Here is an 11,744-nt window from a genome sequence, read left to right on the forward strand (position 1 = left end):
TCAGCCGACGCTGTGTTCAAGACTAATGGCGAGAAGTTTTTGCGCTTCCACAGCAAATTCCAGCGGCAGTTCAGAGAACACGTCTTTACAAAAACCGTTGACGATCATTGAGATGGCATCTTCTTCGCTGATACCGCGCTGCAGGCAATAGAACAACTGATCTTCACCGATGCGTGAGGTTGTAGCTTCGTGTTCAAGCTGGGCGCTGTTGTTACGACACTCGACATACGGGAAGGTGTGCGCCCCGCAGTCCGCACCAATCAGCATGGAGTCACATTGGGTGTAGTTACGGGCGTTGGTGGCGGTCGGCATGATTTTCACCAGACCACGATAGCTGTTCTGGCTGTGCCCGGCGGAAATTCCCTTCGATATGATGGTTGATTTGGTGTTCTTGCCAATGTGGATCATTTTGGTGCCGGTATCAGCCTGCTGATACCCACTGGTCAGCGCGACGGAATAGAACTCACCGATAGAATTGTCACCGCGCAAAATACAGCTCGGGTATTTCCAGGTGATAGCCGAGCCGGTTTCCGACTGCGTCCAGGACATCTTGCTGTTCTCACCTTCACACAGCGCACGTTTGGTGACGAAGTTCAGGATGCCGCCTGTATTTCCATCTCCGGGGAACCAGTTTTGTACCGTCGAGTACTTCACTTCAGCATCTTTATGGATGATAACTTCCACCACCGCCGCATGCAGTTGGTAGCTGTCACGCACTGGTGCCGAACAACCTTCGATATAGCTGACGTAACTGCCCTCATCCGCCACCAGAATCGTGCGTTCAAACTGCCCAGTTTTTTCCGCATTAATACGGAAATACGTGGAAAGCTCCATCGGACAGCGCACGCCTTTCGGCACATAAATGAACGTACCGTCTGAAGCTACCGCCGCATTTAACGCGGCAAAGAAATTGTCATTACCCGGAACGACAGTACCGAGATACTGCCTCACTAGATCCGGGTGATCGTGAATGGCCTCACCGAACGAACAGAAAATAATACCCTGCTCTGCCAGCTTGTCGCGGTAGGTCGTAGCAACCGATACCGAGTCAAAAATGGCATCTACCGCCACTTCTTTACCTTCGCGGACCGGCACGCCAAGCTGTTCAAACGCGTCCTCAACTTCTTTGCTTAAAAACGCATTCGCGCCCGTCTGTTGCACCGCTCCCGGCTCCGACGCGCAGGTTTCATCACAATTACCGCAAGAAGGTGCAGAGTAATAGCTGTAATCCTGATAATTCAGTTTTTCGTAATGCGCTTTTAGCCAGTGCGGCTCTTCCATCGTCAGCCACGCTCGGAACGCGTTAAGACGAAATTCGAGCATCCACTCAGGCTCGTTGCGCTTCGCGGAAATCGCGCGAACCACCTCTTCGTTGATTCCTTTCGCGAGTTCATCGGTTTTTAGTTGGGTGAAGAACCCCTCTTTGTAATTGAGGTGTCCGCCAGACCAGGTGTTGACATCGTCAGTTGCTTCAGTGTTACGAGACATAGTACCGCCTATACCCCAAAACTTTCGCCACAGCCGCATTCGTTCTGTGCTTTCGGGTTATGAAATTTAAATAACTGATTTAATCCTTCACGAACAAAATCGACTTCAGTTCCGTCGATAAACGGCATCGCCTGTAACGCTACGTAGAGTCTGGCGCCATCCGTTTCAAATAGCAGGTCGTCTTTATCCGGTTGACTGACAGTGCCCAGCACATAGCCGAATCCCGCACATCCCGTTTGCTTCACGCCTAACCGGACGCCCAACATATCGGGCTGTTTTGCCACCAGCTCGCGAATATGTGCCGCAGCGGCGGGCGTTAACGTCAATCCACGCCATGCAAAGTCGTCCGGATCAAATGTTCCTGAATGCAATTCCATAGGGTTACCTCGAGTAATTAGCCTTCAAGCTATAACATCATGTTAGTGATAATGATTATCACTTCAACCCCTCAACAGCAGGGGCATTCGGGTTAACCGCCCTTTTTGGCTACTTTTATTAAGCATAGACCCTGCGGCGAGGGTTCACAGAGATGGATTATTTTGTTCAATGCATTGATAAATAATAGATTATGAAAACCAAATCGTTCAGGCAGGTCAAACACGAAAAGATGTATAGATAATGTCTATTTAAGGAATAGGAGAAGAATTGGATGCGGGTAAACACAGGCAATAAAAAAACCCTTAAGGCTGCTGGTTAGCAGGCTTAAGGGTTCCGGCCCCATCCGGCGCTTATCTCCGGCACTCACGATGGCTTAGCTCTTGAAGGGGCGTTAGGAATAGTCTCATATCCCGGTGAGCCATTTTTAACACAAACTGCGATTCGCCTGTTTTATAATCTGGCTCACTTCACATTTTTAATTTTGTGTCTGATTGAGGGCATCCAGCAACAGACGCAGCCCTGCAGGCTGATGCTCACGCGAAAGGTATAATCCGTAAATCGGCAAGCGTCTCGGCTGCAACTGTGGCAGTAGTCGCACCAATTGTCCCTGCGCCAGGCCTTCTCTCGCCTCCTGCTCTGGTACCAGCGCGATCCCCATTCCCGCCAGCGCCGACTCGCATAAAAGCGAAGAGATACCCGCGCTCAAATTCCCTTTTATTGCCACAGAGACAACCTCGGCGTTCTCATTCTGAAAATGCCATGATTTTCCGGCAAATCCGCTGTAGTAGAGGCAATTATGTTGTGCGAGTTCTGCAACCGTGTGGGGAGTACCATGCAGACGAAGATAATCAGCAGAGGCACATAGCACCGACTCACAATCTCCTAACCGACGGGCGATGCTTCCTGGCTCGGGATTGTCCGTGATACGGATCGCCACATCAATACGTTCCCCCACAAGGCTAACCGGTTGATTATTAATTTCAACCTCAATACGGAGTTCAGGATAACGCGCCAGAAAAGCGGGCAGCACCGGGGCAAGAATATGCATAGCGGTGAAATGTGCGCAGGCCACCCGTAACGTTCCGGAAGGAACTTCGGTCGCACTGGCGGCACCAATATCCAGCGACAATTGCGCCAGCGAGCGGGTTTTCACCAACGCCTCCTCACCGGCAGGCGTGATCGTTAACCGACGAGATGAACGGTGGATCAACCGTGCACCGGCCCATTTCTCCATCTCATCGAGATAGCGACTGACCATCGGTCTGGAAAGACCCAGCGCTCGCGCGGCGGCACTCAGACTGCCCAAATCACAAATATGATTAAATACTGTTGCCGCCATGACTCTGTCCATCGCATCCCATCCGATCGTTTTATGAAACTCAGCATGTCCTGATAGAGGAATTCTAACAGATCCGAATTTCCTTAAAATAAGAGACGTGCAAAAGACAATTTCATCTGCAAAAGGTTATTCCATTATGAAAGTTAAAAACCTGGCCCTGCTGTTGCCACTGTTCGCCTCCCCGGTATTTGCTGCCCCACTCCAGCTTGATGTTTACAACCCGCAGGAAAAGGCTATTTTCCCTGTCTCCTCAACGCTGGTGTCTGGTCCGAAAGAGGCCATTTTGTTTGATGCGCAATTCAACACCAAAGATGGCGAAAAGCTGGTGCAGATGATCCACGCCAGCGGAAAAAAACTCAAAGCTATCGTAATTACCTCCGGCGATCCGGATTTCTATTTTGGCCTTGAACCGATTGTAAAAGCGTTCCCTGACGTAAAAATACTGGCAACGCCTCACGTGGTGGATCATATTCGCGCCACTAAAGAGGCCAAACTGCAATTCTGGGGCCCCCAGATGAAAGACGGTGCGCCAGCGTCTCTCACCGTACCGCAAGCCACAACACAAACGCGTTTTACCGTTGATGGTGAAACCCTGGAACTCCGCCATCCTGATGATTATGCCGCTTACGTCTGGATCCCAGCCAATCGCGCAATCCTCGGTGGAACCGGTGTAGCTTCTGGTATTCATGTCTGGACGGCGGATACTCAGTCCTCTGAACAACGTGCGCAATGGCGTAATGTACTCAGTGAAATGCAGGCTTTGCAGCCAACTCAGGTCATTCCAGGCCATTACATTGGCGAACTGCCGGCGGGCGATAAAGCGATTCGCTTCACCCAGGATTACTTACAGTCGTTTGAACAGGCACTTGGAGCTAAAAAAGGCTCAGACTACGTGATTAAAACGATGACTGCCGCCTGGCCCGGCCTTGCGGATGCCAGCTCTCTGGAATTGAGTGCGAAAGTAAATACAGGTGAGATGAAGTGGTAAACAAGATTTAACGCAAAAAATAACCCCGAACAGGTGTCGGGGTTTCATCACGATTAGCATACTGGAATCAATGAACGCCCAGGCGCCAGGCAAAATAGATCTCTTCTTTCAGTTCAGTCGAAGAGAGCGTCAGTAAATCGGCAAACTCCAGCTCCAGTTGTTTCAGTCTTTTCAAATACTGAGCAGGTGAAAGATCGGTTTTATCACGACGTAAAAATTCTATTGCCAGTAGGGCCGGGTCTAATTGGGTAGACATATCATCCTCGCTTGTGTTCAAAACCTGCACAGTATAGCACCTTCCTCTGCACACATTATGACCAAAAGCAAAATGCGTCACAGTATCGCTGTCGTCAGACGCGAAGTGCAGCACAATCTCCCCTGTTCATCGAAGATTTCGATTTGCCAGACCTGGTGACGAGAACCGGTATGCAGAGCGCTACAAACGCCTCTGACGCGTCCTTCACGCGCAGAACGAATGTGGTTGGCGTTCACTTCCAGTCCCACCACTTTTTGATCACCCTGAGTGCAAAGATATCCGGCGACCGATCCAATACTCTCAGCCAGCACCACGGAGGCTCCTCCATGTAACAGGCCAAATGGTTGTTTCGTGCGATGATCCACCGGCATTGTCGCTTCCAGAGTATCGTCACCGATGTGCACAAAACGAATATCAAGCAACCCAACCATGTTCCCCTCACCCATGGCATTCAGGGCCTCGAGTGTGACTTCACGTTTCCAGATCATCCTATAATCTCCAGCAGTGCCTGTAATGGATGGCGAACGCCCGTGCCTTCAACGCGTTTAACCTGGCTGCGGCAAGAATATCCTGCGGCCAGACAACGGTTACGCGGCAATCGCTGCATTGCCTGGTGCCATGATAGCTCATAGATCCCCAGTGAGTTCTGGTGATTCTTCACTTCGTGACCATACGTCCCCGCCATCCCACAACAACCTACGCTGACATTTTCCAGTTTTGCCCCAAATCGAGCAAAAATGGCCGCCCACTGTGCAGGTGAGCCGGGTAAAGCCGTCACTTCGGTGCAATGTCCAAAGAAGTACCACGGTTCACCGCCGAGGGCAGTCGGTTGCTGCGATTCAAGAACAGTCGATAGCCATTCGTTAACCAACTGTACATGGAAATCACCCCGTTGCTCGCCCAGTGCCAGTTTGTACTCGTCGCGATAGCACAGCACCAACGCCGGATCGACGCCAACCATCGGGATTTTCAGCTTCGCCACACGATTAAGGAATTCGGATGTCTTTTTCGCGGTTTTAGCAAAACGGTTTAAAAAGCCCTTAATATGCTGCGCTTTGCCATTGGGCGAGAACGGCAGCAGTACCGGCTGTAACCCTAGTTTTTCCACCAGGCGGATGAAATCCGCCACCACCTGCGCATCGTAGTAGCTGGTAAACGGATCCTGCACCACCAGTACCGTGCGAGCCTTCTGTTCCGGACTCAATACCTCAAGCTGCTCCAGCGTCATGTTGGCGGAACGGTGTCCTACCAGTTGGCGTTGTAACGACGGAGCTGACAGCAATGGTAAATCCACCATACCGATATGCTTTTTAGCCAGATTGCGCACCAGCGGTTGGTTGATGAAAAAGTTAAATGTTTTCGGAGCGCGCGCCATTAACGGCGCATAGCTTTCGACGGTCGCCACCATATGATCGCGTAGCGGGCGCAGATAGCGCGTGTGGTACAACTGCAGGAAGCGCGAACGGAATTCCGGTACGTCAATTTTAATCGGACACTGCGTGGAACATGCCTTGCAGGCCAGACACCCGGACATCGCCTCTTTCACTTCATGTGAGAAATCATACTCGCCCTTGCGCGCATGCCAGCTGTTGCGGGTTCGGGCTATCAGGGTACGCAAACTGGCACGTTTCTCCGGTAACTCTTTTTCCAGCTTAACAGGATCGATCCCGCGATCGGCCAGCAGACGCAGCCATTCACGTACCAGCGTTGCCCGCCCTTTTGGCGAGTGAATACGGTTGAGGCTGATTTTCATCGACGGGCACATTGGGCTTTTCGCATCAAAGTTAAAACATAACCCGTTGCCATTACACTCCATTGCTCCACGCCATTCCTGCCTTACGGCCAGCGGGATCTGGCGGTCATAAGTGCCGCGTTTAACCGCATCCACTTTCATCATCGGGGCATCAACGCCCTCTGGTGGACAGATTTTGCCAGGATTCAGACGGTTTTTCGGGTCAAACACCGCCTTCACTTTGCGCAGTTCGCTATACAGTTCATCACCGAAAAACGCCGGGCTGTATTCTGCCCGGAACCCTTTTCCGTGCTCACCCCACAGCAGACCGCCGTATTTTGCCGTCAGTGCCACTACATCATCAGAGATGCGTTTCATCAGCACTTCCTGCTGCGGATCACACATATCCAGCGCCGGTCTGACGTGCAGTACACCCGCATCCACGTGACCAAACATGCCATAGCTCAGGCCATGGCTGTCGAGTAATGCGCGGAACTCGGCAATGTAATCTGCCAGATGTTCTGGCGGTACGCAGGTATCCTCCGCAAACGGAATCGGTTTTGCGGAGCCTTTTGCATTACCCAGCAGACCAACCGCTTTTTTTCGCATCGCGTAAATACGCTCAACACCTGCCAGTTCGGTACACAACTGCCAGCCAATCACGCCGGCCTCCTGGCGGGCGATTAACCCGTCAAGGCGCTCGCAAAGGGCACTAACCTGCGTATCAATCAAAGCTTCGTCGTCACCCGCAAACTCCACGATGTTCAGACCCAGCATCTCTTTATTCGGTACATCGGTAATCAGTTCACTAACGGAGTGCCAGACAATGTCTTCACGCGCCAGATTAAGAACTTTGGAGTCGACGGTTTCCACCGATAACGCACGCGCTTCAACCATCACTGGCGCATTACGCAGCGCCGAATCAAAAGAGTCGTATTTGACGTTTACCAGGCGTCGAACTTTCGGCAACGGCGTTATATCCAGGCGGGCTTCGGTGATAAACGCCAGCGTGCCTTCAGAGCCGGTGAGGATGCGGGTTAAATCAAACTCGGTCATCTCGTCGTTAAAAACGTGCCGCAGATCGTAGCCGGTTAAAAAGCGATTGAGCTTAGGGAATTTATCGATGATCAACTGGCGCTTTTCGCGACAGCGCTGGTATACCGTCTTATAGATGCGACCAATGGAGGTATTCGTGTTGCCGAGCATTTCAGCAAGTTCAACCGGCATGGGTTGGGTATCAAGAATGTCGCCGCCCATTAGCACCGCACGTACACCCAGTACGTGATCGGAGGTCTTACCGTAAACCAGCGACCCTTGCCCGGACGCATCGGTGTTGATCATCCCGCCAAGCGTCGCCCGGTTACTGGTGGACAATTCTGGTGCGAAGAAATAGCCGTAGGGTTTCAGATACTGATTGAGCTGGTCTTTTATCACCCCGGCTTCCACCCGCACCCACCCCTCTTGCGGATTAATTTCAATAATGCGGCTCATATAGCGGGACATATCGACGATGATGCCCTGATTCAGAGCCTGACCGTTTGTTCCTGTCCCGCCGCCGCGAGGGGTAAAAATCAACGAGGAAAAAAGAGGTTCAGCCGCCAGGCGGGCGATAAGCGCCACATCTGCCGTCGAACGCGGAAAAACCACGGCATCTGGAAGAAGCTGATAGATACTGTTATCCGTCGACATTGTCAGACGATCGGCATAGCTCGTTGCCGTATCGCCCGTGAATCCTTGCTGCTCCAGCGCTTGCAAAAAATTGAGCACCAGTTGAACAACACCGGGTGCCTGAGAAATTTGTGGAATCATTATAGTGACCCTTTCCTGCGGTCTGTATTGTGAAGTTATCGTTTGCGTGTTGCGTTGTTTGTTGTATCACATTTTTTTCTAATACGCCCAACACAATTACAGGCAGAATCGGCCTGTTAAAAACCGCTGAAATTGCTCATCATTATAGGGTGTGATTTAAGTGTTCACGTCGCGTCAACGGTCTGACGCACAAAAAAGGTGAAAAGTATTTATGGTAAATTTTCGTCAGCCCAGCAATATCGCGCAAGTGATGCTATCGGTGCTGTTTTTGGCCATCATGATTGTGGCATGTCTGTGGATTGTGCAGCCCTTTATTCTCGGTTTTGCGTGGGCGGGAACAGTCGTTATTGCAACCTGGCCCATTTTACTACGCATACAGAAACTGTTGTGGGGACGCCGTTCGCTGGCCGTCCTGGTAATGACCCTGCTGTTGGTTCTTTTGTTTATCATCCCCATCGCGTTATTGGTGAATAGCATCGTTGATGGAAGTGGACCGTTAATCCATGCCGTGACAGCAGGAGATATGACACTGCCGGACCTTGCATGGCTGAACAGTATTCCGTTGGTTGGCGCAAAAATTTATGCCGCATGGCACAGCCTGCTTGATATGGGCGGTTCGGCCATTATGGCCAAAGTTCGTCCTTATATTGGCACCACCACCACCTGGTTTGTCGGTCAGGCCGCGCATATTGGTCGCTTTATGATGCATTGTGGCCTGATGTTGTTGTTCAGCGCCCTGCTGTACTGGCGAGGTGAGCAGGTTGCGTTAGGTATTCGCCATTTCGCGTGCCGTCTGGCATCTAAACGCGGCGATGCTGCCGTCCTGCTGGCTGCACAAGCAATCCGTGCGGTAGCGTTGGGCGTTGTTGTTACCGCTCTGGTACAGGCTGTCCTCGGCGGTATTGGTCTGGCGGTGACAGGTGTGCCATACGCGACGCTGTTGGCGGTACTGATGATCCTTTCCTGCCTGGTACAGTTGGGTCCCTTACCAGTACTGATCCCGGCCATTATCTGGCTTTACTGGTCGGGTGATTCAACCTGGGGCACAGTGCTGCTGGTATGGAGCGGCGTGGTGGGTACACTGGATAACGTTATCCGTCCAATGCTGATTCGTATGGGGGCTGATTTACCGCTGATCCTCATTCTCTCCGGCGTTATCGGCGGGTTGATTGCCTTCGGCATGATTGGCTTGTTTATCGGCCCGGTTGTACTGGCTGTCTCCTGGCGTCTGTTCTCAGCCTGGGTGAACGAAGCCCCGGTACCCGGCAACGACCCGGATGAGATCCTCGAAGAGATCGCCGAAATAGAAGATAAAAAATAACCCCAGCTCAGGCGGCGCTGCCGCCTGATTGTTTAACATTGCTAATCAATTCCGTATTTCCTGTTATCTGAATTCAACATATTCCGTCTTCACAGACACATTTGCGTCGCAAATTCTTCACGGCCTTTAAACTATTGAGATGAATCCGATCGACGTAAAAAACCAGCATGCCTACTATTAGCTCAAGGCTTTAGATCAACACATTGATTTATAAGCATGGAAATCCCCTGAGTGAAACAACGAATTGCTGTGTGTAGTCTTTGCCCATCTCCCACGATGGGCTTTTTTTTATTCTTCAAACAGCACCACCTGAAGTACAGCTCCTCCTTCAACCACCCGGCCCTTTTATACGCCATCCGCTTGGTTAAATGCGCCCATTCACTCATTATTAACAAATAATATTGCACAAGATACTGTGACTCTCTTCAAGCCGAAATATCCACAGTAATGCTATTACTATTCCACCGTCTTTTAAGGTGATGAAATTATGAACGCATTTGAATTGCAGGCATTCCGGCATGTTTTTGCTATGACGATTGAAGAAAGCGCAACTTATATCGCTGCTGATGGCAACGTTACCGCCTGGCAACAATGGGAAAACGGCGAACACGAAATCCCGGAGAACATCTCTCGTCAATGTTCAGAAATGTTAGCAAAACGAAAGTTAAGAATTAACGCGATCATTGAAAAAATAAACAACCGTATCGGTAATAACACCATGCGTTTTTTTCCTAACCTCGCCTCTTTTCAGGCAGTTTATAACAGTGAAAATTTTCTCGAATGGAAACTCTATCAATCGACTGCTGTTGAACTCTATGCGCACGATCTTGAGCGTTTGTGTTAGGAGAAAATCTGACGATTATAACTTTGTACTATTAGTAACTGACATAATGCCCACGCTGATGCGAATACGGCATATTGCTATGGCCTGTACACCCGACTCGAAATACAAAATTTCCATTTAGCCTCTTCGCTGAGTAACACATTATGAAAAACGCCTATTTCTCCACTGCGATAGGGCTGTACCTTAATTACCTTGTACACGGCATGGGGGTTATTCTGATAAGCCTCAACATGTCCTCGCTTGAACAACAGTGGCAAACCGATGCAGCAGGTGTGTCAATTGTCATCTCATCTCTCGGCATCGGTCGATTAAGCGTCTTATTACTGGCGGGCTTACTTTCCGATCGCTATGGCCGTAGACCATTCGTCATTTTCGGCATGCTCTGCTATCTGCTCTTCTTTTTTGGCATTATCAATACTCACAGTATTTTCATAGCCTACGCATTTGGCTTTTTGGCGGGTATGTCTAACAGTTTTCTTGATGCCGGGACCTATCCCAGCCTGATGGAGGCGTTTCCCCGCACCCCTGGCACCGCCAATATTTTGATTAAAGCTTTTGTGTCCGGCGGGCAGTTTCTGTTACCGATGGTCATTAGTGTACTGGTGTGGGCTGAGCTTTGGTTTGGCTGGTCATTCCTGTTCGCTGCGGGGATTATGATTGTCAACGGCGTGTTTTTATTTCGCTGCCAATTCCCGGCACATCCCGGGCCTAAACCTTTCGTCAGGACATCACCTCCCGCACAGGAAGGCCCTCTACCTAAACATCGGTGTTCCATTATCGACCTGGTCAGCTACACCCTGTATGGCTACATTGCTATGGCGACATTTTACCTGATCAGCCAGTGGCTGGCTCAGTATGGTCAATTCGTCGCGGGAATGCCGTACACCTCGGCGATTAAGCTGTTGAGTATCTACACCTGCGGTTCGCTACTGTGCGTGCTGATCACCGCGCCGCTTGCGAGGAAACCAGACCGCGCGACACCGCTGTTGATGCTTTACACGTTAATTTCATTTATTGCCCTGCTGACGGTTTGTCTGCACCCCACCCCTTACGTGGTGGTCGTATTTGCGTTTGTTATCGGGTTTTCTTCCGCCGGCGGCGTCGTACAAATTGGCTTAACGTTAATGGCGGCCCGTTTTCCGCATGCAAAAGGAAAAGCAACCGGCATTTATTACAGCGCGGGCAGCATTGCTACCTTCACGATCCCACTGATCACGGCAAAGCTTTCGCAAACCAGCATTGCCCACATCATGTGGTTTGATACCGGTATAGCCGCCATTGGTTTCGTGCTGGCGCTGTTTATTGGCTATCGCAGCCGTGTTGAGTCCAGATATCAGTTAAAAATGGCATCGCTGGTGGAATAGCACCACTGCAATATTGTTCATACCTGCTGCAAAATAATTGGGTTAATTTTTAAAACATCAGTAAAACAACGGCAGTAAGAATTGGGTTTCACAAATTAGCATGCAATATACCTGGTAACTAAAACGCCATGCTATGTGGGTGAAATGACACCCTCTCGGTATATTAATAACATGAACGCCGTCATTTAAATCATAGCGACGACAATATAATAATTTTAACATCCG

At 50.4% G+C, this 11,744-nt stretch carries 10 protein-coding genes and 1 other RNA gene; 5 read left to right on the top strand and 6 right to left on the bottom strand.

Annotated elements, in window-relative coordinates:
- The 3 genes from sufB to OGX98_RS09210 all read right to left on the bottom strand — a co-directional run bounded on the left by sufB (window position 1) and on the right by OGX98_RS09210 (window position 3,217).
- Window positions 1-1,488: a Fe-S cluster assembly protein SufB gene (gene sufB, locus OGX98_RS09200; protein ID WP_045442211.1), complete on the bottom strand. Its 1,488-nt coding sequence runs from the start codon at window positions 1,486-1,488 to the stop codon at window positions 1-3.
- Window positions 1,489-1,496: 8 nt separating this feature from the next.
- Entirely contained in the window at window positions 1,497-1,865 is a 369-nt protein-coding gene (sufA, locus tag OGX98_RS09205) for a Fe-S cluster assembly scaffold SufA (RefSeq protein WP_048221575.1), read from the bottom strand.
- A 476-nt stretch (window positions 1,866-2,341) separates the two neighbouring features.
- Entirely contained in the window at window positions 2,342-3,217 is an 876-nt protein-coding gene (locus OGX98_RS09210) for a LysR family transcriptional regulator (protein ID WP_048221576.1), read from the bottom strand.
- Window positions 3,218-3,341: 124 nt separating this feature from the next.
- Between OGX98_RS09210 and OGX98_RS09215 the strand changes: the two genes are divergently transcribed.
- Window positions 3,342-4,193 (top strand): Vmh family MBL fold metallo-hydrolase, encoded by an 852-nt coding sequence (locus OGX98_RS09215; RefSeq protein ID WP_286595159.1) that lies wholly within the window; start codon window positions 3,342-3,344, stop codon window positions 4,191-4,193.
- Window positions 4,194-4,260: 67 nt separating this feature from the next.
- Here the strand turns inward: OGX98_RS09215 and OGX98_RS09220 are convergent, their stop codons facing one another.
- From OGX98_RS09220 to ydiJ, 3 genes are all read right to left on the bottom strand, one after another.
- A complete protein-coding gene (locus tag OGX98_RS09220) occupies window positions 4,261-4,449 on the bottom strand; it encodes a YdiH family protein (RefSeq protein ID WP_045449579.1) in 189 nt (62 codons plus the stop codon).
- A gap of 77 nt (window positions 4,450-4,526) precedes the next feature.
- On the bottom strand, window positions 4,527-4,937 hold the full coding sequence (gene menI / locus OGX98_RS09225; protein ID WP_045442199.1) for a 1,4-dihydroxy-2-naphthoyl-CoA hydrolase: 411 nt from the start codon (window positions 4,935-4,937) through the stop codon (window positions 4,527-4,529).
- On the bottom strand, window positions 4,934-7,990 hold the full coding sequence (gene ydiJ / locus OGX98_RS09230; protein ID WP_286595162.1) for a D-2-hydroxyglutarate dehydrogenase YdiJ: 3,057 nt from the start codon (window positions 7,988-7,990) through the stop codon (window positions 4,934-4,936). The genes menI and ydiJ overlap by 4 nt, the downstream gene beginning before the upstream one ends.
- A gap of 211 nt (window positions 7,991-8,201) precedes the next feature.
- On the opposite strand from ydiJ, the gene ydiK reads away from it, so the two are divergent.
- From ydiK to OGX98_RS09250, 4 genes are all read left to right on the top strand, one after another.
- Window positions 8,202-9,311 carry an AI-2E family transporter YdiK gene (ydiK, locus tag OGX98_RS09235; RefSeq protein ID WP_045442195.1) on the top strand — a complete coding sequence of 370 codons (1,110 nt, stop codon included), beginning with the start codon at window positions 8,202-8,204 and terminating at the stop codon, window positions 9,309-9,311.
- A gap of 184 nt (window positions 9,312-9,495) precedes the next feature.
- Window positions 9,496-9,603: antisense sRNA RprA (gene rprA, locus OGX98_RS09240), an RNA gene on the top strand.
- 195 nt (window positions 9,604-9,798) lie between these two features.
- Window positions 9,799-10,155: a YdiL family protein gene (locus OGX98_RS09245; RefSeq protein ID WP_045442192.1), complete on the top strand. Its 357-nt coding sequence runs from the start codon at window positions 9,799-9,801 to the stop codon at window positions 10,153-10,155.
- A gap of 143 nt (window positions 10,156-10,298) precedes the next feature.
- Complete coding sequence (locus OGX98_RS09250; protein WP_048221579.1) at window positions 10,299-11,519, top strand: MFS transporter; 1,221 nt, start codon at window positions 10,299-10,301, stop codon at window positions 11,517-11,519.
- The last annotated feature ends 225 nt before the right edge of the window (window positions 11,520-11,744 follow it).

This window comes from Citrobacter sp. Cm046, from assembly GCF_030333065.1.
Lineage (GTDB): Bacteria > Pseudomonadota > Gammaproteobacteria > Enterobacterales > Enterobacteriaceae > Citrobacter > Citrobacter murliniae.